Source organism: Chelatococcus asaccharovorans, from assembly GCF_003201475.1.
GTDB lineage: Bacteria > Pseudomonadota > Alphaproteobacteria > Rhizobiales > Beijerinckiaceae > Chelatococcus > Chelatococcus asaccharovorans.
Genome location: NZ_QJJK01000003.1, coordinates 403,087 through 425,715 on the forward strand (window position 1 = coordinate 403,087; position 22,629 = coordinate 425,715).

A 22,629-nucleotide genomic window follows, 5' to 3' on the forward strand; every position below is an offset into this window, starting at 1 on the left:
CTCACGCCGCCAGTTCGCGGTAGTCGGCATAGCCGTTCGCCTCGAGCTCCAGCGCGAGTTCCTTGCCGCCCGAGCGCACCACCTTGCCCTTCGACATCACATGCACCGTATCGGGCACGATGTAGTTCAGGAGCCGCTGGTAATGCGTGATGACGAGGAACGAGCGGTCCTTCGCGCGCAGCGCATTGACGCCCTCGGCGACGATCCTGAGCGCATCGATATCAAGACCGGAGTCGGTCTCGTCGAGGATGCAGAAGCTCGGCTCGAGCAGCGCCATCTGCAGAATTTCCATCCGCTTCTTCTCGCCGCCGGAGAAGCCGACATTGAGCGCGCGCTTCAACATTTCCTGATCGATCTCAAGCGTTTCAGCCGCCTTCTTGACGCGGCGCATGAAATCCGGTGTCGTCAGCTCATCCTCGTCCCGGGCCTTGCGTTGCGCGTTGAGCACCGATTTCAGGAAGGTCATGGTCGCAACGCCGGGAATTTCCAGAGGATACTGGAAGGCCAGGAAGACGCCCTTGGCGGCCCGCTCGGAGGGTTCGAGCTCGAGAATATTCTCGCCGTTGAGCAGGATCTCGCCATCGAGGACCGTGTAGTCCTCCTTCCCCGCGATCACGTAGGACAGTGTCGACTTGCCGGACCCGTTGGGGCCCATGATGGCCGCGACCTCTCCGTCGTTCACCGTCAGGCTCAGGCCGTTGAGGATGCGCTTGTCCTCGATGTCGACGACCAGGTTGTTGATCTCAAGCATTCTTTCAATCCCGCATTCGACTTCCGGCTGTCTCAAGGCGCTTTGCGCCGCTCCGAACCGGAAGGGTGTGTTCACGATAAACAGAAGTGGACAGCCATCGGCTTGCCGGGCCGCGTCAGCCTGTCAGCCGACGCCCGGCACGCGCCCGTCAGCCGACCGACCCTTCCAGACTGATCGAAATGAGCTTCTGCGCTTCGACCGCGAATTCCATCGGCAGCTGCTGCAGCACATCCTTGACAAAGCCGTTGACGATCAGGGCGATAGCCTCCTCCTCGGAGAGCCCGCGCTGCATGCAATAGAACATCTGATCATCGGATATTTTCGATGTGGTCGCCTCATGTTCGAAGACGGCACTCGCATTCTTCGACTCGATATAGGGCACCGTATGGGCACCACACTGGTCGCCGATCAAGAGCGAGTCGCAGTTGGTGAAGTTGCGCGCGCCCGAGGCCCGGCGATGCGCCGAGATGAGACCGCGATAGGTATTGTCCGACTTGCCGGCGGCGATGCCCTTCGAGATGACCTTGCTCGTCGTGTTCCGGCCGAGATGGATCATCTTGGTGCCCGAATCGACCTGCTGATAACCGTTTGAAATGGCGATCGAATAGAACTCGCCGCGCGAGTTGTCCCCGCGCAGGATGCACGACGGATATTTCCAGGTGATGGCCGAGCCGGTCTCCACCTGCGTCCAGGAGATCTTGGAGTTGACGCCGCGGCAATCGCCGCGCTTGGTCACGAAATTATAGACGCCGCCCTGCCCCTCGGAATCGCCGGGGTACCAGTTCTGCACCGTCGAATATTTGATCTCGGCGTCGTCGAGCGCGATCAGCTCGACCACCGCCGCATGGAGCTGGTTCTCGTCACGCGCTGGCGCCGTGCAGCCCTCGAGGTAGCTCACGTAGGAGCCCTTGTCGGCGATGATCAGCGTGCGCTCGAACTGGCCGGTGTTGCGCTCGTTGATGCGGAAATAGGTCGAGAGCTCCATCGGGCATCGGACACCCTCCGGCACATAGACGAAGGACCCGTCCGTGAAGACCGCCGAATTGAGCGTGGCGTAGAAGTTGTCTGTCACGGGGACGACCGAGCCGAGATATTTCCGTACGAGTTCGGAATGTTCGCGGATGGCCTCCGAGATCGAGCAGAAGATGACGCCGGCCTTCTTCAACTCCTCCTTGAAGGTCGTGACGACCGACACGGAATCGAAGACGGCATCGACCGCGACGCGCGAGCCAGCGCCCTCGACACCGGCGAGAATCTCCTGTTCGCGAAGCGGGATGCCGAGCTTCTCGTAGGTCTTGAGAATCTCCGGATCGACCTCGTCCAGCGACTTCGGCGCGGCGTTTTTCTTCGGCGCGGCGTAGTAATGGAGGTCCTGGAAGGGGATGGGGGGGTATTTCACCCGCGACCAGGTCGGTTCACGCATGGTGATCCAACGCCGATAGGCGTCGAGCCGCCATTCGGTCATCCACTCCGGATCCCCCTTCTTCGCGGAGATCAGCCGGACAGTGGCCTCGGACAGGCCCACGGGGGCCACATCCATCTCAACCTCGGTCTCGAAACCATACTTATACTGATCAACGTCGATCGCTTTGACGCGTTCGACGGTCTCCTGCACTGCAGGCATCGCTCTACTCCTCTCACGGCTTCAAGGGCCGTGGTTGCCCGTCCTTCTGGCCCAAGGACTGCGCTGCCCGCAGGCCAATATCCCAACCTACGCCGCCCTGTCGCCCTGGCGGCGCGGCGAAAGTTTCCGCGTCACACTGGCAAAAGCCGACGCGAACCGCTCGACATCCTCATCGCGGTTTGCCCAACCGAGGCTGATACGAACCGCCCCCTCCGCCACCGTCGGCGCGACCCCCATCGCCGCAAGGACATGCGAAGGACGCACCTTCCCCGACGAACAAGCCGACCCGGACGACACCGCGACGCCGGCAAGATCGAAGGCCATGACCAGGGTCTCGGCCTTCACCCCCGGGATGGCAAAAGCCGAGGTATTGGCCAGCCGCCTCACATCCGCGCCGAAAACCACGAGGTTCGGCAGGACCTGCCGGACGTGACGTTCAATCTCGTCGCGCATGGCGGCCATTGCCATCATATAATGATCAATTTCGCCAAATGCGATCTCCGAAGCAGCGCCAAACCCGACAATCGCGGCCAAATTCTCTGTTCCGGCACGATGTCCGCTCTCCTGGCCGCCACCGCGCAGGAGCGATGGCCCCAGATCGACACCCGGATTGTAGATAAGCGCGCCCGCGCCTTGAGGGCCACCGAACTTATGCGCCGAGAGGCTCAGCATGTCGGCGCCGAGCGTCGAAAAGTCGATGGGCATCTTGGCCGCCGCCTGGACCGCATCGACATGCAGGACGCCATCCGCGCCATGCACGAGCCGCGCAATCTCGGCGATCGGCTGCAGCACACCGGTCTCGTTATTGGCCATCTGCACGGATACGAAAGGCCAGCCTTCGGCGTCGGCGCCGAGGCGCTCGGCGAGCCAGGCGAGGTCGACGACACCATTGCCGTCCACCGGAACGACCGTCACCGCCTCCGCCGGAAAGCGCCCGCCTGCGAGAACGCTCGGATGCTCGGTGGCGCCGATGAAGCAGCGCGATGGCGGGGTGTTCCCGCCCCGTCCGCCGAAGCCGCGCACCCGCACATCCGGCGACAGCGCCAGCGCATTGGCCTCGGTGCCACCGCTGGTGAAGACGAGCTTGGCCCCCCCTGCCCCGACCAGCGCAGCGACCTTGGCGCGGGCCTCCTCGATGGCGGCGCGGGCGGCGCGCCCCTCTCGATGGACCGAGGAGCCGTTGCCGGATGCCGTCAGGACACGCAGCATCGCCTCCACCACCTCCGGACGGAGTGGCGCAGATGCATTGTAGTCCAGATAAACGCGACCCGCCGTCATGCGTGTTTCCAGGGAAAATGGCGCGACTTCATGGAAGTCTTGCTTTTAACCCCCCTCGTTGTGCTACATACGCTCGTGAAAGCGTGGGCGGCCTCCAAAGCATGTCCGGTTGTATCGCAACAGGATACACGCATCGGTAGGCCTTAGAATAATTCTAACCGTGATTTATGGCGCTGCAACAAACGAAGTCAAGGGACGTCGCCTTATATGTCCCTTGCTGAGTTGATGCGCCATCACGGCCATGGTGTCGGAGCCAATGCCTGAAGTTATTTTCACCGGACCCGCCGGACGTATAGAAGGCCGTTACCATCCGGCCAAGGAGAAAGGTGCGCCGATCGCCATCGTGCTACACCCTCATCCCCAGTTTGGCGGCACGATGAATAACCAGATCGTGTACAGCCTGTATTACACCTACGTGAACCGTGGGTTCTCCGTGCTTCGTTTCAATTTCCGCGGCGTCGGACGCAGCCAGGGTGCGTTCGATCACGGCCAAGGCGAGTTGTCGGATGCGGCGGCGGCGCTGGATTGGGCGCAGTCGGTCAACCCCGAGGCGCGCACCTGCTGGATCGCCGGTGTCTCCTTCGGCGCCTGGATCGGCATGCAGCTTCTGATGCGCCGGCCCGAGATCGAAGGCTTCCTGTCGATCGCGGCCATGGCCAATCGCTATGACTTCAGCTTCCTGGCGCCCTGCCCGTCGTCCGGCCTGTTCGTGCACGGCTCGCAGGATCGCGTCGCGCCGCTGCGCGAAGTCGTCAGCGTCATCGAGAAGGTGAAGACCCAGAAGGGTATCCAGATCGAGCACGCGGTCATCGATGGCGCCAACCACTTCTTCGAGGGCAAGCTCGAGGAACTGATGACGGCGGTCGACGGCTATCTCGACAAGCGCCTTGGCGCGGTTCAGGAAGACGCGGCCTGAAACAGAGCGTTGCATCTTGGACTGATAATTCGCGCCCGGCCCCCTCGAGGCCGGGCGTTTTCATTCCGGGCAGGTGATTGACATGCCAGCCCATGGAATTAGCCGAGAAACCTGCTACAGGATGGGGCGGTTCACACGGGACATCGCGGTCATTCCGGGGCGGGTTGATAGACCCGAGCCCGGAATCCATGAACACGACGGCAGACCGGAAGAGCGCCGGTCCGACGCGCCTTCTTGCCAGAACGCGTGTTCATGGATTCCGGGCTCCTCGCTGACGCGAGGCCCCGGAATGACCGTGAGATTTCGTATGAAATCTGAACGCTCGAAGGGGCGCGCTGCCGTCCTCGCGGTCGGCCGATGACGCCGCATTTGATAAAAAGCCTGAGACACCATGACCCGCTTCCGCTCCGATTTCCTCCGCACGCTCGATGAGCGCGGCTTCATCCATCAGATCTCGGATCCCGAAGGGCTTGACGCCCTTGCCTTGAAGGGCCGGATCTCCGGCTACGTCGGCTATGACGCGACGGCGACGTCGATCCATATCGGCAATCTCATTTCCGTCACCATGCTCTACTGGCTGCAGGAAACCGGCCATCAGGCGATCAGCCTGATGGGCGGCGGCACTTCCATGGTCGGCGACCCCTCCTTTCGCGACGATCAGCGGAAGCTCCTGACCGAGGAGCAGATCGAAACCAATATCGCGAGCATCAAGCGGGTCTACGGCAACATCCTGAACTACGGCGGCTCCAACCCGGCGATCATGGTCAACAACGCCGATTGGCTGCTCAAACTCAACTATGTCGAGTTCCTGCGCGATGTCGGCCGGCATTTCTCGGTCAATCGCATGCTGAGCTTCGATTCGGTCAAGCTCAGGCTCGATCGCGAGCAGTCGCTGAGCTTCCTAGAATTCAACTACATGATCATGCAGGGCTACGACTTCACCGAGCTCAACCGGCGCTACGGCACGGTGCTGCAGATGGGTGGGTCGGACCAGTGGGGCAACATCATCAATGGCGTCGATCTCAGCCATCGGATGGGCGGCCCGCAGCTCTATGCGTTGACGACGCCCTTGCTGACCAAGGCCTCGGGCGAGAAGATGGGCAAGTCGGCCTCGGGCGCCGTCTGGCTCAACGGCGATCTCTTCTCGCCTTATGACTTCTGGCAATATTTCCGCAACACCGAGGATGCCGACGTCGGCAAGTTCCTCAAGATCTTCACCCGCCTGCCGCTTGACGAGATCGCCAAGCTGGCGGCGCTGGGCGGTAACGAGATCAACGAGGCCAAGAAGGTGCTGGCGACGGAAGTCACCGCGATCGTCCACGGCCGCGCCGCCGCCGAGGAAGCCGCCGAGACGGCCCGCAAGACCTTCGAGGAGGGCGCGCTCGCCGATACGCTGCCGAGCGTGGACTTGCCGGCGGACAGCCTGGCCACGGGCCTCGGCGTCCTGACGGCGGCCGTCACCGCCGGGCTCGTCGCCTCAACCGGCGAGGCACGCCGCCAGATCAAGGGCGGTGGGCTCCGCGTCAACGACGCCCCTGTCACTGACGAGCGGGCGGTTCTGACGCCGGCAGACCTCACCGGCGACGGCGTGATCAAGATGTCCCTTGGACGCAAGAAGCACGTGCTCATAAGGCCGCGTTGATATTCAGCGCCTGATGGAGCGCGGCCTGCCGGCTTTTCGGCGACAGAGGGACGGCCCGCGCTGACGAGCCTCATCGCTCGGGAACACCGCTTGGCGGAAGCGTCTCCACGCGGCCGCTGTCCGCGCGGCCAAGATCGAAGAACTTCCGGAAGATGCCGGGAGCCACGGCCGATAGCGGGTTTATCGACATCACCGGCGCCGCGGTCGTGCCGGTCACCCGGAAATTGACCGCGAACAGGCCCTCATATTGGCCGCCGCCAAGGATGAGCCCGACGATCGGCACCTGGCTGAAAATGTTGTTCAGCGCGTAAGCGGGCACATAGGTGCCGGAAAGATCGAGCCGGTCGCGGGCTGTGTCGAGATGCCCCTCGAGGCTGACGCCGACGGTCGGTCCCCAGACAACCCCCTCGCGAATATTGATCCGCCCCGTCGCGCGCGTGAAGTTTACCTTGAGCTTCGTGAAGCTGATATCGGAGGGATCAACCGCCACATTCCCTGTGCGTCCCTGTTTTGGGGTTTCGGCGATGATGCGCTGCAGGCCCTGATCGTTGCGGATTCTGAAATCCCAAATCGTCAGGTCGCCATTCTGCAGGTCGTCGCCCGCAGGCGTCAGCGTGAGATGCGCCGAGCCACCCGCCATCCGTTTGTAGAGATCGACGAAGCGGAGAGCCGATCCGGCATTGCCGGTCTCCACGAAAATCGCGCCTTTGTTGCCGAGTTGGCCGCTGATCGGTGCGCTGCCGAGCCGGCCCTTGAGCGTGAGGTCCGAGATCGTCTTGCCCCGACGGCCCAGCTTGAGATTGGCATTGGAAATGACCTCGTCGTTATAGCCGGCGAGGATGTTGACGGCGAGATCGAGATCGATATCGGCCGCGGCGCCGCCGCCCGAACCATCGCTCAGCATCGCCAGGAAGGGACGCGCATCCAGCACGTTGCCCTTGACGGTCAGCCGGTAGGCGTTGCGATTGCGGCTGACGTCGAGGCGCAGGTCGTCGCCAGGCGACAATTTGAACTGCGAGAAGCTCGCCTCGCGCAATGTGCCATCCGCGGCGAACTTGGCCGTCCCCTTGGCGACGGCGCCGGCATCGAGGGCGATGTCACGCAGATCGTAGCCCTCCCCGTCGACAAGGGCGAGCGTGAGACGCCCGGGCCGTCCGGCTGCCTTGCGCCATCCCGGAAGGAGATCGTCGATCGACGCGCGCTGGAGGTCGACATCGACAGCCGTCGGCACCTTCGCGTCGAGGCTCTTCACGAGCTTCACCGCCACCGGCCCCCGCAGCTTGTTCTTCAGGTCAAATCCCTTGCGCGCGCGGGCGGCATCGTCGAGGACCAGTGAAATCGTTGCCTCGCCGGCATTGGAACGCAGAAGCTGACGCATGTCGAACGTGGCGGGAAGGCCGGCGATCTGCCCCGTCCCTTTGAGCGTGAAGGCGGTCGCATCGACATTCAACGCGAGCGACGCGCTCTCCAGCTTGTCCTTGCCGCTGAAACCATCCACCGAGAGGTTCGTGAGACTACCGGTTGCGGTCGCCGTGACGTCGGCAGCCGACATGTCCTTGCCCAGCGGAATTCCCAATGCGACCTTGATATCCGCCTGGCCGCGCACTTTCGCGGGGTCAATGTCGATCTGGACGGTCCCTTTCAGGGCATCGCTGCCCAGGAGGGCGATGAGCGCGTCGGCCTGCCCGCGGAGCTGGAAGTTGGCGCTCGAAAAGACGGGCGGCCTGTGGTCCGCGACGGCGAAGACACCGTCGACAAGGCTGAGCGATCGGTTGGCGGGAAGCTTGACCTCGGCCTGCGCGACTTCGATCCGTGTCGTCAAGCCGGTGACGACACCGGAGGCATTCACCTGCGTCAGGACGGGCAGTCCGTCCGCGGGACGCAGCGTACCGTCCTTGACGGCGAAGGTGAGATCGAGCGTTTCGTCGGGAACCGGCTGCTTGTTACGCGATGCGAGAAGCTCGTCGCTCGTCAGGCTTGTCTTGAGGGACATCCCTTCGACCGTGCCGTCCGTCAGATTGTCCACGAGATAGCGTCGGACATCCGATGCGACGAAAGCCGGCCAGAAGCGCAGCACGGCACGGGCAGGCGCCTTCGGTATCGAGATATCCAGGCTCACCCCGCCCTGGTCCGCGACGGTGCCGAGCGAACCGGTCAACGAGATATCGTAGTCCGCCCCGGATACCCGCACCTCCTCGAAATTCACCCCGCCGCCGACCGCGCCCGTCAGATCGAGGGCGATGTCGTTGATTGGCATGGGTGACTGCCCGTCTGTCAGGCTCTCGATCTCGGCCCCGGAACCCGCCAGCTTCATGCGCCAGAGACGGTCGCCCTCTTCAGGCGTCAACCGTCCCGACATCGAGAAGCGCGACGGACCGGCACGCAGATCCGCCGAGGTGATGATCATCTCCCCTGACGCCGCGTCCCATGTGGATGACACGGCGATGCTGTCGACGGTCACAGGCGGCTGGTCCGGATCGTCCATCACGACCACGCCGCGCCCGCCGCGCAAGGTCGCGTCGAATGCGGACAGGCTATCATCTGCGGCGACAGTCAGATCGAGCTTACCCGAGAGCGGCATGTCCGTCGTCACGAGCGGCGTGCGGATCCCGTTGAGCGACAACAGGTCGGACACCGGTACGCCGTCGACGGTCATCGAGACCCGGCGTTCGGTGCCGGAGGCCGCGCCGATCACCGTACCGGAAACTTGCCACGGCCCGTGCTCGCCTCTCAGTCCGAAGGCGAAGTGCAATTCGCCTGGTGCCGGGCGCAGCACGTTGAAGGACAGATCGTCGAACGTGATCCGCTGGCGGCGTGTATCGTCGATGAGCGTCAGCTTGGCCCCGGACAGGTGCACCCGCTGGACGCCCGCAACGGCCGAATCACCCCCAGACACGAGATCGATGAAAGAAACGGCACCGACGGCCAGGGGAAGACTGCGCTTGTCTGGAACGGCCCCGGTGGTCGTGGCGGGGTCGGATTGAACGTCGGTCGATGGCTGGGCGGGCGCTGTGACTTCGGGGGGATCCGCCTCTCCCGCCGTCAGGGCAAGCCCGCCATCACGCGCGACGAAGAGGCGCAGATCAAGTCCGCTGAGCTCCACCGAGCGAGGCGTGATTTCGCCGCGCAGCAACGCCCACGGCGAAACAGCGATTTCGGCCTCCTGCGCCTTGAGCAGGCTGAGCCCGCGTGGATCACGCACATCGATCCGGTCGACCCTCAATGTGGGCCCATGGCGGGTAAAGGTGAGGGCTGCATCCGCCAGGTCGACCTTCCAGCCGGGTCCCAGGCGTTCCGCCATATCCGCCGCGATCGGGCGCGCCGCATCCCCGATGAAGATGGGCCCAAGCGCGACGCGCAGAATGACGACACACGTGAGCAGGAGGATACTGGCCGCGACGCAAACCGTCGCGCCGCGCAGGATGCGGAACGGCCGCTTCCTGATGACCTTATGGACGCGCCGTCTCGGCTTCATTTTACGATAAGCTGCCATATCGTCTCAGCAACGGCCTTCAATCAGCAGCGACAGAGTCCGGCAGGCACTCACCGGCAACGCTTTCGCCCGTCGATCTCCGGCGCGATGGGCCGGGGTCGGTGCGATAACGGGTTCAGCATGAATTCTCGCCCCTCGTGGCATCAGGATCGCGCGATGCTGCGATCTGCCGCAATACGCACCGGCCAACAGATATACAGCTGCGACACACGCCCGCAGATACTATAGCCACTCATACGCAAATGCCGATGGCAGATCGCGCCGACGCGCTTGAAGTTTACCGGATTCGTCGGACGTAATCGCCTTCCGCAGCACCCTTAACCGCTTTAATCTGACGAAAGGAAGGCATTATGGCCGTAGAAGCTGGATCCGCTGCCCCCGCGTTCGAGCTGATGACCGGCGCAAGCCAACGCATCTCGCTTGCTTCGCTACGGGGCAGCAAAGTGGTCCTGTATTTCTACCCGAAGGACGACACCAGTGGCTGCACGAGAGAGGCGATCGCCTTCAATGCCTTGAAAGCGGACTTCGCCGCGGCCGACACCGCGATCGTGGGTGTTTCCGCAGATGACGTCGTCAGTCACGACAGGTTCAAAGCCAAGCACGGCCTCTCCCTGACGCTTGCCGCCGATCCCGAGAAATCTGCGATCGATGCTTATGGCGTCTGGGTGGAGAAGAGCATGTATGGCCGAAAGTATATGGGAATCGAGCGTGCTACCTTCCTCATCGACGAAACCGGCAAGGTGGCACAGGTTTGGCGCAAGGTGCGCGTCCCGGGCCATGCCGAGGAGGTGCTCGCGGCAGCGCGTTCGCTCGCGGCACGTGAGGCGTCCTGACGCTCCAATCAATGACACCTTGGGTTGCATTTAATTTCAATAACAACCTTTTACGGTGATTTAACCGCGCGATGTCATTAATTTCCGCGTGTCTGAGACAAGCGGGGACGAATCGGCATGGCGGATCTCTGGGACCTGTTCGGAAAAGACGAACCGTTCAGGGACCTCGTTTTCCCGGAGCCGGCCAGACGCGAGTATATCTTCGTCGGCCGTCCCGTCGCGATTGCCTTCGCTGCAACCTTCATACTGGCGGTGGTCTGGGCCGCCGCGGCGACCTGGGCCTTTGCCTTCCGCGATGGACTCATCAGCAAGATGGTCTCGCGTCAGGCCGAGCTGCGTTACGAATATGAGGATCGCCTGCGCGATTTCCGTGGGCGGCTCGACGATGTCACCGACAAACAAGTGATCGACCAGGAGATCTATGACGAGCGCATCATGGATCTCCTCAAGCGCCAGGTGCAGCTTGAGGATCGCCAGTCCATGGTCGATTCCCTGATCAGGCAGGCCAACATGCCCGTCGGCGGCCCGATTGTCGCCAGCGATGCCGCCAGCGTGAGCGTCTTCACGCCGCCCGGAACGCCACCAGCCAGCGGGGTGAGCATATCGCGGCCGCCAGCGGCTCCGCTCCTGCCGAGCAACCTTGGCTCGCCCCGCCTGCCGCCGCATTTCTCATCCGACAAATACTCGCTTGGCGAACGTATCCTGCGGGCCAAGCGTTTTGCCGACGCCATGGACCAGCGCCATCTCACGACGCTTGCGGGGCTCAGCCAGCACGCCCGGCGCAATGCATCCCTGTTGAAGGGCGTGATCGCGGAGGTGGGTCTCGACGCCGACACGCTCATCGGCGTCAACAAGCGGCCTGCACAGGGTGGACCGCTCCTCGGCCTCGATCAGGCGAGGACCGATCCCTTTACGCGCTCCGCCCTGACCACCCAGCTCGACCTGACGACGCTCGAGCGGCTGCGCCGCACCGTTGACAGCTTGCCCCTGCGGCGGCCTGGCCTCGATTCCGCAATCACGAGCGGCTTCGGCGTGCGCACGGATCCCTTCACCCGCGGGCTCGCGCTGCATTCCGGCATCGACTTCGCCCAGCCGGAGGGAATGCCGGTGTTTCCCACGGGCGCGGGACGCGTAACCACCGCGGACTACACGGGCGGATATGGCAAGATGGTGGAGGTCGACCACGGCAACGGGGTCGTCACCCGCTATGCGCATCTCTCGGAGATCGACGTGCGTCCAGGCGCGATCGTCACGGTCGATACGCAAATCGGCAGGGTTGGCAGCACAGGACGCTCGACCGGGTCCCATCTGCACTACGAGACGCGGATCGGCGGCGACGCCGTCAACCCGACACGCTTTCTGCGTGCCGCCGATCTTTTGGCCGAGATCCGTTGAGAGCCCTCGGCGGGACGATCGCTCGCTTGACCTCTGACGCGAGGCATCCGGGCGATCGACTGCCGGTCGTCGGGGCTATCCGTGCTAGTCGATATCCTCGACCTTGTCAGCGGCGCCGTAGATGCGCGCAGCAAGCGATGCCTCGATGAAGGGATCGAGCTCTCCGTCGAGCACGTCGTAGGGTGTGCCGGAGGTCACCCCCGTGCGCAGGTCCTTGACGAGCTGGTAGGGCTGCAGCACGTAGGACCGGATCTGGTGTCCCCATCCGATCTCGCTCTTCGAAGCGGCTTCCGCGGACGCAGCCTCCTCGCGCTTCTTCAACTCGAGCTCGTAGAGCCGCGCGCGCAACATGTTCCATGCCGTCGCGCGGTTCTTGTGCTGCGACCGTTCGTTCTGGCAGGCCGCGACGATTCCGGTCGGAATATGGGTGATACGCACCGCCGAATCCGTCGTATTGACGTGCTGCCCGCCGGCGCCCGACGAGCGATAGGTATCGATCCGGCAGTCGGATTCCTTGATGTCGATCTCGATGCGGTCATCGATGACCGGATAGACCCATGCCGAGGCAAAGCTCGTATGACGCCGCGCGTTGGAATCGAAGGGTGAAATCCGGACGAGCCGATGGACGCCCGATTCCGTCTTCAGCCAGCCATAGGCGTTGTGCCCCTTGATCATCAGCGTTGCCGACTTGATCCCGGCCTCTTCGCCGTCGGTCTCCTCGATGAGCTCGACTTTGTAACCCTTGCGCTCGCCCCAGCGGGCGTACATCCGCATGAGCATACGCGCCCAATCCTGGCTCTCGGTGCCGCCGGCACCGGAGTGGATCTCGACATAGGTATCGTTCTGGTCCGCCTCGCCGGACAGCAGCGTCTCGACCTGGCGGCGCGCAACTTCCGCCTGCAGCGCGCGGATGGCGCCCTCACCCTCGGTGATGACGGTATCGTCCTCCTCCATCTCCCCCAGCTCGATGAGGGTGATGGCATCGTCGAGTTCGCGTTCGATGCGGGCGATCGCCGACAGACGGTCCTCAAGTTCCGTCCGCTCGCGCATCATCTTCTGCGCGGCTTCGCCATCGTTCCAGAAATTTGGATCTTCCGAGAGAGCGTTCAGCTCTTCCAGACGTTTTGTGGCAGCATCCCAGTCAAAGATGCCTCCTCAGCAGTCCCACGGACTGCTTGGTGGTTTCGACGAGAGCTTCGATCTCGGCTCGCATGGCTGCACAATATCTCTGTGAAGGGTCCGTCGCACGCGCGACCCTGTGCTCATAGAGCATCGGGCCGGCGACTGTAAACCGCGGGGAAGCGTGATGCTGTGCAAGGAGATAGGAGGCTGCGACATCGTTTCAACGACGACGTCGCATCCCCGGTCGAAGGACCATCTCGGCGCGCGAGCTTGCCCGCCGTCAGTACAATCCGCCCGTACCGGCGCCGACACCACCGCCACGCCCGGCGGAATCGCCCGGCACGGCGCCCGTCGTTTCGCCGCCGTTGGCGGCCATGGCATAGCCGTCAGGCGGGGCCGTGCCCGGCTTGAACGCCTCGAGGATGGTTCCCTTGCTGCCACCCGAGCTGCGCTGGCCGGAATGGGCATCGACCTGGATCAGCTTGATGCCCGGCGGGACGCGGAAAGGCGTGGCCGGCTTGTCCTTCAGCGCCATTGTCATGAAATCGCGGAAGATCGGTGCGGCGAGAACGCCGGCGGACACGCGTCCGCCGAGCGAGCGCGGCTTGTCGTAGCCGAGGAACACGCCGACCGCGAGATCCGGCGAGAAGCCAACGAACCACACGTCCTTGGCATCGTTGCTGGTGCCGGTCTTGCCGGCGAGCGGCTTGCCGACGCTCTTGACAACGGTGCCGGTGCCGCGCTGCACCGCCCCTTCCAGAATGGACACGATCTGGTAGGCCGTCAGCGGATCGAGCACCTGCTCGCGCTTGTCGACCAGGGTCGGCTCGCGTTGATCTGACCAGGCGTCCGCATTGCAGCTGACGCACTGGCGCTCATCATGCCGATAGACCGTCTTGCCCCAGCGATCCTGGATGCGGTCGATCAAGGTCGGCTTGATGCGGCGACCGCCGTTCACGAACATCGAATAGGCCGTCGTCATGCGCAGAACGGTCGTCTCGCCAGCGCCGAGTGCCATCGATAACAGCTGCGGCATGTCGTCATACACGCCGAAACGCTTGGCATACTCGGAGACGAGTGGCATGCCGACGTCATGCGCCAGCCGGACGGTCATGAGGTTCTTCGACTGTTCGATGCCGTAGCGCAGCGTGCGCGGGCCGGCGAATTTCCTGTTGTAGTTCTCAGGGCGCCACACGCCGAGACCGGGGCCCTGGTCCAGTTCGAACGCCCCGTCGACGACGATGCTCGACGGCGTATAGCCGTTGTCCAGGGCCGTCGCGTAGACGAAAGGCTTGAACGAGGAACCCGGCTGGCGCCAGGCCTGCGTTGCGCGGTTGAACTCGCTCTGGTCGAAGGAGAAGCCGCCGACCATGGCGAAGACGCGCCCGGTATTCGGATCCATCGCGACCAGGGCGCCGCTGATCTCGGGAATCTGGCGCAAGCGGAACTGGCCGCTGCGGCTATCGACGGGCTCGGCATAAATCACGTCGCCAGGCTGGAGCGCCGCATTCACACGCCCCTTGCGCGTCCAGCGGATACCATCGAGCCCGATCACGCCGGTCCGGCGCTCGGTATTGACGGCACCGGAGGCCTCGCGCCGCGGCTGAAGGCCGATCGTCGCCTTCTGCGCATCGGCGGTCAGAACCACGGCGAGCTGCCAGGGCTTGACGTCTCCGAATGACTTGATCTGGGCGAGCGCCTCGCCCCATTCGCCGCTCGCCAGGTCGATGCGCTGCTGGGCGCCCCGCCAGCCGTGCGATTCATCATAACGCACGAGCCCGTCCACGAGGGCCTTGCGCGCCATGACCTGCATGGTCGGATCAAGCGTGGTTCGCACGGACAGGCCGCCCTCGTAGAGCTCCTTCTCGCCGTAACGCTCCGCAAGCTCGCGCCGGACCTCTTCGGTGAAGAAGCCGGCAACGGCCGAACTTTCCGGCAACGAGCGGGGCGAGACGTCGAGCGGCGACGCCTTGGCCTTGTCGCCATCAGCGCGCGAGACATAGCCGTTCTCGACCATGCGATCGATCACCCAGTTGCGGCGTTCGATCGCGGCTTCACGCTGCCGGAAGGGATGGTAGTTCGTCGGCGCCTTGGGCAGCGCCGCGAGATAGGCGGCTTCGGGCAAGGTCAGTTCGTTGACCGATTTGCCGAAATAATTGAGGGCAGCCGCGGCCACGCCATAGTTGCCGGGTCCACCGCCTGCCGTGCCGAGATAAATCTCGTTGAGATAGAGCTCGAGAATGCGGTCCTTCGAATAGACCGACTCCATGCGCAGCGAGAGGATCAGTTCCTTGATCTTGCGCTCATAGGTCTGCTCGTTCGTGAGCAGGAAGTTCTTCGCCACCTGCTGCGTGATCGTCGAGGCGCCCTGCTGGCGACGGCCGCCGCTGCGCAGGTTGTTGACCGCGGCGCGTGCCACGCCCTCGGGATCGACGCCGCCGTGCTTGTAGAAGTTCTTGTCCTCGGCGGAGAGGAACGCCGCAACCACGAGCGGCGGAATGGCCTGGATGGGGAGGAACAGCCTGCGCTCACGCGAGTACTCGGCCAGGATAGCGCCATCGCCCGCGTGGACGCGGGTCGTGACCATCGGCTCGTAGTCGGCGAGCTGCGTGTAGTCCGGCAAATCCCGCGAATAGTGGTGGAAGACGTAGCCAACGACGCCAGCACCGATCAGGAACAGGATAGCGCCTGCCGTGAACGCAAAACCGATAAAGCGCAGAATCAGTCGCATAGAATTGGTCCAAAGCCGACGCCGGAAGGGTGTGACACGAGCCCCCTCCCAACAACCTGTCGATCAGTCGTCCCGCCAGCCCCCAAACGTTTACTTCTACCATAAGGAGAAGCAAATGTGCCAGCGTAGCGGATGTGTACCCTGCTACATCTCCGACAACTATGGAGAAAAGGCGACACCACCCGCTTTTTCCGTCGGAGCGCGCTGGGAAAAGTAGCGGCGGACAGCCTCGGTCAAGGCGTTGGCCGCCTCGTTCTGCCACGCGTCCGAGACCAGGAGCGCTGCATCCTTGGCGCTTGAAAGATAACCCAGCTCAATCAGTACCGAGGGTACGTCCGGGGCCTTCAGCACACGGAATCCCGCCGAACGATGCGGGTTCTTGTTCAGGAGAACCGTACCCTTGAAGCTATCGATCACATTTCCGGCAAAAGAGCTCGAGAAGGTCCGCGTCTCGCGTTTCGTAAGGTCCGCCAGGATCCCGACGATGTCGTCCGGATCTTCCGCTGCCTCCACGCCGGCGATCTGGTCGGCCAGGTTTTCCTTGTCGGCGAGCCGAGCCGATTCGAGATCCGTGGCGAGGTCGGCGCCGGTATAGACTGTCGCCCCACGCACCCCCGCACCCGATCCGAGCGTATCGGCATGGATCGAGACGAACAGGTCGGCGCCCGCCTGGCGCGCCATGCGTGTGCGGGCGCCGAGCGCGATGAAGGTATCCGTCGTGCGTGTCATCATCACCCGATAGCGGCCGCTCTCTTCGAGCCGTTCACGCAGGCGCTGGGCAAAGGCGAAGACGACATCCTTCTCCAGGACGCCATCGCCCGTCTGGGCGCCGGGATCAATTCCCCCATGGCCGGGATCGATCACCACGAGCGGCAACGCGTCGTTCTTGGGGCCACGGGCCACCGGCTTGACCGTGTCCTCGGGCTCGGCCGGCAGGCTGTCGCCGGAATCGACCATCGGTCGCAGGGCAGCCTTCCGATAGGCCGCACGCGTGGCCTTGTTCAGTTCGATCACGAGTTCAGCGCCGGCGCCGGTCGTCACGGTCTCGACGCGGCTGACGAGCGCCGGCTCGCGCAGGTCGATGACGATGCGCGAACGCTCCGGCGCAAAGAGGCCGAATCGGAACGAGCCGATGAAGTTTCCTTTGCCTGAGGGCTGACGCCCGACAGTCTTGGGCAACTGAAAGTTGACCTCGGGCAGGTCGATGATGACCCGGTCCGGCCGTTCCAGGAGAAAAGCCTTCGCCGTCACGGCCGCGGTGAGCGTAAAGGTCAGCCGCGCCATATCCTTTCGCGCATCCACCGCAACGGCCGTCGCGCGGACCATATGCGCCTGCCGTGCGGCCACCTCGGCGGCCCGCCCCTCGACCGCCCGTCCCTCGACCGCCCGCCCTTCGACCGCCTCGGCGCGCGCGGGATAGCCCCACATCGGCAGCAGAAGCGCCGCGGCCACGGCGAAACGCGCTAAGCGTCGAAGTGTTTCAGTCGTTGTGCGCACAAGGCATCCGTATCATTCGCGCTCCATCGCCCGCGCCGGCTGTGATCAACACCCTTGGCCGACGCCCGCGAAGCTTGTGATCCGCCCCACTGTGTAAGGCATACGCCACCGATGGTTAACCAATCATTCAGGCTCATTGACGGTTTGGAAACAGCGTTGCACGCATATCACCTTGTGGATGACGCTTGCCAAAGGCGGCTATGCATCTGTAATGAAATCATGTCTCCGTTCTGGTATACGCGCGGCGCCCTCACAGGGATCCACGCGGTGGCTACCAGGTCTGCAGAGAGGCTGGGCCCGTCATCGCCTGCCCCTGCCAGCCCGGTACATCGGTACGGATTTGAAATAAGGGCCGCGGTGTCGCCGTGGCCGCTCGCCCGATCCGGTCTCCGGATTGGGTGGGATCCGTGAGTTAAAGGCTTGGAGGATATGGGCAGTTCCCCGGATCGGGCACGCCTCGCAACAAGGCTCGCCGTCGCTGATGCGGCAGCGGCTGTTGCGCACCCGTCCGCGTTTCAAAACTGCCCGCGTCTTCCAGACCCTTGTGCATTTCACCCTTCGCATCCAACTGGCGCCGGCCTCCCCCGGCGCGTCAGCGTGCTTTCGCGTGTCACCGCCGCTCCGGCGGGTTGGACTGGCAGATTGTTCCGGATTGGCAGGCCGTCGCTCGACAGCGGCGCCATGGCCTTCAGCACCAAGACGTCCAGACCTATGACTCTCCGCGCGACGGCCGCCCTTACGAGAGTTAGCAATGGCCAACAAGATGCTTATCGATGCGGCCCACCCGGAAGAGACCCGGGTGGTCGTGGTTCGCGGAAACAAGGTTGAAGAGTTCGATTTCGAGTCAGCCAACCGCAAACAACTGCGTGGCAATATCTATCTTGCCAAGGTCACGCGTGTGGAGCCTTCGCTGCAGGCAGCCTTCATCGAGTACGGAGGCAACCGCCATGGCTTTCTGGCCTTCAGCGAGATCCACCCCGACTATTACCAGATCCCGGTCGCGGACCGTCAGGCGCTGATCGAAGAGGAAGCGCAGGCCGAGCGTGATGCCGAGCGCGACGAGGAGCGCGCCGCCAACCGCCGGAGTTCGCGCGGCCGTGAGCGCCGCCGCAACGACGATAAAGCGGTCAGCGCTGAGGCGACCCCGGCAGACAGGGGCGAGGAGGCACCTGCCGGCGACGAGGACGGCGTCACGGCCGTCTCCGCGGATGTCGATGTCGCACGCAACGATGATCATCGCGAGGGCGATCTCCCGGCTCCGGACGCCTCGGGCGAAACCTCCGAAGGCTCCGATGAAGACGGTGACGATGCCGCCCATGAGGACGATATCGTCGAGCAGGTCGGCGGATCCGCCGATGCCTCGGAGGAACTGCCTGACCGCCGCCAGCGTCCGCTGCGTCGTCAGTACAAGATCCAGGAAGTGATCAAGCGCCGCCAGGTTCTTCTCGTCCAGGTCGTGAAGGAAGAGCGCGGCAACAAGGGCGCAGCCCTCACCACCTATCTGTCGCTCGCCGGTCGCTATTCCGTCCTGATGCCGAACACCGCGCGCGGTGGCGGCATTTCGCGCAAGATCACCAATGCGGCTGATCGCAAGCGCCTGAAGGAAATGGCGCAGGAGCTCGAGGTGCCGGATGGGATGGGGATCATCCTGCGCACGGCCGGCGCCCTGCGCACCAAGGCCGAGATCAAGCGCGACTTCGAGTATCTGCTGCGCCTTTGGGAAAGCGTGCGCGAACTCACGCTGAAGTCCACGGCCCCTGCCCTCGTCTATGAGGAAGGCTCGCTCATCAAGCGCGCCATCCGCGACCTCTACAACAAGGACATCGACGAAGTTCACGTGTCCGGCGAGGAAGGCTATCGCGAGGCCAAGGACTTCATGCGCATGCTCATGCCGAGCCATGCGAAGGCCGTCCAGCCGTACCGCGACAACCTTCCGCTCTTCGTGCGCAATGGCGTCGAGTCCCAGCTCGATGCCATGTTCTCGAACCAGGTGACGCTGCGCTCCGGCGGCTACATCGTCATCAATCCCACGGAAGCCCTCGTTTCGATCGACGTGAACTCCGGGCGCTCGACCCGCGAGCACAATATCGAGGACACGGCACTCAAGACCAATCTCGAGGCTGCCGAAGAAATTTCACGGCAACTGCGCTTGCGCGACCTCGCCGGGCTGATCGTCATCGACTTCATCGACATGGAGGAAAAGCGCAACAACCGCGCGGTCGAGAAGAAGCTGAAGGATTGCCTCAAGGACGATCGCGCGCGGATCCAGGTCGGCCGCATCTCGGCCTTCGGACTGATGGAAATGTCGCGCCAGCGCATCCGCACGGGCGTGCTCGAGAGCTCCTCCGTCCCCTGCCCGCATTGCGCGGGTTCCGGCTTCGTGCGCGCGACACCCTCGATCGCCCTGCATATCCTGCGTTCCGTCGAAGAGACCCTGCTGAAGAGCGCCACGCACAACGTCACCATCAAGACGCCGGCGACGATCGCCCTCTACATTCTCAACCAGAAGCGCGGTCATCTGCGTGACCTCGAGATGCGCTTCGGCGTGACGATCACCGTGGTCGCTGATGAAAGCTTCATCGGCGCGACGCATTTCGCGCTTGAACGCGGCGAGCTCGCCGTCAAGCCCGAGCCCTCGATGCTTCCGGCGCGCGTTCAGGTCGACACCATCATCCCCGAGGAAGAGGAAGAGCCCGTCGCCGAGAAAGAGGACGAAGAGGAGCAAGCCGAAGGCGAGGAAGCCTTGGCCGAGAGCGCCCAGGCCGCTCCGGCCGGGGCGCGCCCGCACGATGACCAGCGCCGCGAAAGCGAGGGCGCCCTCGGCGAGGAGGGCGGCCGCCGCCGCCGCCGCCGGCGGCGCCGGCGCGGTGGCCGCGGTAGTGAGCATCGCGGTGATCAGCCGGTCAACGGCGTCCAGGCTGAAGGGCAAGAGCATGGCGCAGAGGACGACGCCGACGCCGAGGATGAGGCCGACGCGCTTGCCGCCGGGGAGGCCCAGTGGGAAGTCCAGGGCGAGGTGCCGGCCGTTGACGCAACCGCCGATGCAGGGTCGGCCGCCGAGGAGGCTGCCGTAACGGCCGAGCCGGTCGTGGCCGTCGCCCCAGAGGTTGAAGCTGTGGTCGAAGCGGTGGTCGAGGCTCCCGCCAAACCGAGGCGCCGTCGTTCGAGCAAGGCCGTGAAGGCTGAGGTCGCGGCCGCACCGGCAGAGGCCACGCTTGAGGCGCCCGCGGAGCCCGCTCCCAGCGCCGAGAGCCCCGCAAAGGCCAAGCCTCGCCGCCGCAAGGCTCAGACCCAGAAGGCTGCCGGCACCAAGGAGACTGCCGTTGCGCGCGAAGCGGTCGCTCCCCGCGCGGAGGCTCCTGAGGAGGCTCCTGTCGAGGAGACTGCGCCGGTCGCCGCGTTAGCCGGAGAGGACGAGACGGTGCCCGCAAAGAAGAAGGGCGCGCGCGCACCCCGCAAGGCCGCGGCAACCGCACGCCCGCGGGCGTCGAAGGCCAAGGCGGTCGCAGGTACGGAAGACGCGGGTGCAGATGCTTCTGCGCAGGCGGCGCCGGCGGGCGAGACGGCCGCAACCGAGGCGCCGGCCGCGGCTCCCGCTGGAGAAGAGACACCATCCGCCGCCCAGCCCAAGGACAATCGCCCGAAGCGTACTGGCTGGTGGTCGCGCGCCAAGGCGACCATCACGGGTAGTTAGGCCCCGTCGCGGAGACGACTATCAACGCGAGGTGGCGGACCTCTGCATGTGAAATAGAAAAGGGCAGCGCGAGCTGCCCTTTTTCATGGAGAATCCGGTGCTACTCCATCACATGCGGCGGCGTCTCGCCGATGGTGCTTCGCAGCGGGCGCTCCTCCATGCGGATCAGGGCCAGGAGAGCAACGCCTAAACAGACGGCTGCCGCGACGAAAACCCAGCGGAACGCCGGTGCGAAATCCGCCGTGCTGCCGGAAAAGGCGGCCGACAGGTTCTCGTGGCTCATGCCCGCCCCACCGCCCGCCCCACCACCGTGCAACAGCAGGCCGAACACGATGGCGCCGAAAATGGCCACGGCGATCGCGCCGCCCAGTTGACGCGCGAAGTTCATCAAACCCATGGTCATGCCAAGCTGATACAGCGGCACTGCGTTCTGGATCGAAATGGTGGTCACGGGTAGCGAGGTCCCGAGCGAGACACTCACGATGATGAAGATGGCCTCCAGGGCGATGAGCGGCATGGGTTCCGGGTGAAGCGCCAGGACGATCAGCCCCAACGTTGAGAACGACAGGCCGACGATCGGCAGCCGCTTGTAGTGCCTGACCTTCGGCATCAGTGCGCCGGAGATGAACGCCCCGCACACCGTTCCCGCCATCAAGGGTATCAGGACGACACCCGTTGCCCCGGCACTGAAGCCATAGACCGTCTGCAGATAGACCGGCAGATAGATCGACAGGCCGATGAACGATCCCATGGAAAAGGCGGTCGAGATATTGCCGGTGCGCACCACCTGGTTTTTGAGCAGCGACAAAGGCAGGAAAGGCTCGGGCGCCGCATGCAGCCTGACGACGAAGGCGATCCAGAACACCACCGACAGCACACCGAGGCCTATGATCTCGAATGAAAGCCAGGGATAGGTGATGCCGCCCCAGTTGAGCAGCAGCATCAGCGAAACGGTCGCCGCCAGCAGGATGATGCCGCCGAGGACGTCGATGCGGTGCTTGCGTTCGTGCCGCGGCAGCTTGCGCAGCAGGCGATACGTCATCAGAAACGCGGCGAGTCCGAGGGGCAGGTTGATCCAGAAGATCAGGGACCAGTGCAGCTTATCGGCGAAGAAGCCGCCGAGCAGGGGCCCGAGCACGCTTGCGGAGAGAAACACAGACGCAATGAAGGCCTGATAGCGCGAGCGTTCCTTCGGCGAGGTGATGTCGCCCATGATCGTCTGCGCGAGCGCGATAAGCCCGCCGCCGCCGAGCCCCTGGATGAAGCGGCCGATGATCAGCGTGAGCATCGTCGGCGCCAGGGCGCACAGCACGGATCCGATGATAAAGATGCCGATGCCCACAAGCAGCGTGATACGCCGGCCATGGACATCGCTGAACTTGCCATAGAGCGGCGTCACCGCCGTCGCCGCCAGGAGATAGGCCGTCACGACCCATGGCAGATGGACGGCATCGCCGAGGGCACGGCCGATGGTCGGCATCGCCGTGGCGACGATTGTCTGGTCGAGCGCGCCCAGGAACATCGCCAGCATCACGCCTACGATGATCGACACCACCTCAGCATGGGTCAGGGTGCCGTGTTGGGCTGGCGGTGCGATATTCATGACGGTCCCTGGTCGTTTCCCTCTGCCGTCGCGGCCGGCAATCGACGTCC

13 protein-coding genes are annotated in these 22,629 nt (G+C 64.1%); 5 read left to right on the forward strand and 8 right to left on the reverse strand.

Annotated elements, in window-relative coordinates; translation table 11 throughout:
- Nucleotide 1 precedes the first annotated feature (1 nt).
- The 3 genes from sufC to C7450_RS09355 form a co-directional block, all read right to left on the reverse strand.
- Complete coding sequence (gene sufC / locus C7450_RS09345; RefSeq protein WP_110374162.1) at nucleotides 2-751, reverse strand: Fe-S cluster assembly ATPase SufC; 750 nt, start codon at nucleotides 749-751, stop codon at nucleotides 2-4.
- A gap of 148 nt (nucleotides 752-899) precedes the next feature.
- Nucleotides 900-2,375 (reverse strand): Fe-S cluster assembly protein SufB, encoded by a 1,476-nt coding sequence (gene sufB, locus C7450_RS09350; protein WP_110374163.1) that lies wholly within the window; start codon nucleotides 2,373-2,375, stop codon nucleotides 900-902.
- An 87-nt stretch (nucleotides 2,376-2,462) separates the two neighbouring features.
- Entirely contained in the window at nucleotides 2,463-3,653 is a 1,191-nt protein-coding gene (locus C7450_RS09355) for a cysteine desulfurase family protein (protein WP_110374164.1), read from the reverse strand.
- 256 nt (nucleotides 3,654-3,909) lie between these two features.
- On the opposite strand from C7450_RS09355, the gene C7450_RS09360 reads away from it, so the two are divergent.
- Nucleotides 3,910-4,569, forward strand: coding sequence for an alpha/beta hydrolase (locus C7450_RS09360; protein WP_110374300.1), 660 nt, complete (start codon nucleotides 3,910-3,912; stop codon nucleotides 4,567-4,569).
- Between the two features lie 391 nt (nucleotides 4,570-4,960).
- Nucleotides 4,961-6,211 (forward strand): tyrosine--tRNA ligase, encoded by a 1,251-nt coding sequence (gene tyrS, locus C7450_RS09365; protein WP_110374165.1) that lies wholly within the window; start codon nucleotides 4,961-4,963, stop codon nucleotides 6,209-6,211.
- A 70-nt stretch (nucleotides 6,212-6,281) separates the two neighbouring features.
- Here the strand turns inward: tyrS and C7450_RS09370 are convergent, their stop codons facing one another.
- Nucleotides 6,282-9,686, reverse strand: coding sequence for a YhdP family protein (locus C7450_RS09370; RefSeq protein WP_170147158.1), 3,405 nt, complete (start codon nucleotides 9,684-9,686; stop codon nucleotides 6,282-6,284).
- A gap of 368 nt (nucleotides 9,687-10,054) precedes the next feature.
- Here C7450_RS09370 and C7450_RS09375 point away from each other — a divergent pair, with 368 nt between their 5' ends.
- On the forward strand, nucleotides 10,055-10,537 hold the full coding sequence (locus tag C7450_RS09375) for a peroxiredoxin (RefSeq protein ID WP_110374167.1): 483 nt from the start codon (nucleotides 10,055-10,057) through the stop codon (nucleotides 10,535-10,537).
- A gap of 117 nt (nucleotides 10,538-10,654) precedes the next feature.
- Nucleotides 10,655-11,932: a M23 family metallopeptidase gene (locus tag C7450_RS09380; protein WP_110374168.1), complete on the forward strand. Its 1,278-nt coding sequence runs from the start codon at nucleotides 10,655-10,657 to the stop codon at nucleotides 11,930-11,932.
- 84 nt (nucleotides 11,933-12,016) lie between these two features.
- Here C7450_RS09380 and prfB read toward each other — a convergent pair.
- The 3 genes from prfB to C7450_RS09395 form a co-directional block, all read right to left on the reverse strand.
- Nucleotides 12,017-13,145, reverse strand: a protein-coding gene (gene prfB, locus C7450_RS09385) for a peptide chain release factor 2 (protein ID WP_110374169.1) whose coding sequence is annotated in 2 segments (ribosomal slippage) — nucleotides 12,017-13,075 and nucleotides 13,077-13,145 — 1,128 coding nt in all. Because the reading frame shifts where the segments join, the coding sequence is not laid out codon by codon here.
- 189 nt (nucleotides 13,146-13,334) lie between these two features.
- A complete protein-coding gene (locus C7450_RS09390; protein WP_110374170.1) occupies nucleotides 13,335-15,785 on the reverse strand; it encodes a penicillin-binding protein 1A in 2,451 nt (816 codons plus the stop codon).
- Nucleotides 15,786-15,944: 159 nt separating this feature from the next.
- Nucleotides 15,945-17,282, reverse strand: a complete 1,338-nt coding sequence (locus C7450_RS09395; protein ID WP_245449555.1) for an N-acetylmuramoyl-L-alanine amidase — start codon at nucleotides 17,280-17,282, stop codon at nucleotides 15,945-15,947.
- Between the two features lie 751 nt (nucleotides 17,283-18,033).
- On the opposite strand from C7450_RS09395, the gene C7450_RS09400 reads away from it, so the two are divergent.
- Nucleotides 18,034-20,976 carry an Rne/Rng family ribonuclease gene (locus tag C7450_RS09400; protein ID WP_110374171.1) on the forward strand — a complete coding sequence of 981 codons (2,943 nt, stop codon included), beginning with the start codon at nucleotides 18,034-18,036 and terminating at the stop codon, nucleotides 20,974-20,976.
- 100 nt (nucleotides 20,977-21,076) lie between these two features.
- Here the strand turns inward: C7450_RS09400 and C7450_RS09405 are convergent, their stop codons facing one another.
- Nucleotides 21,077-22,579, reverse strand: coding sequence for an MDR family MFS transporter (locus C7450_RS09405; protein ID WP_110374172.1), 1,503 nt, complete (start codon nucleotides 22,577-22,579; stop codon nucleotides 21,077-21,079).
- Nucleotides 22,580-22,629: the final 50 nt, after the last annotated feature.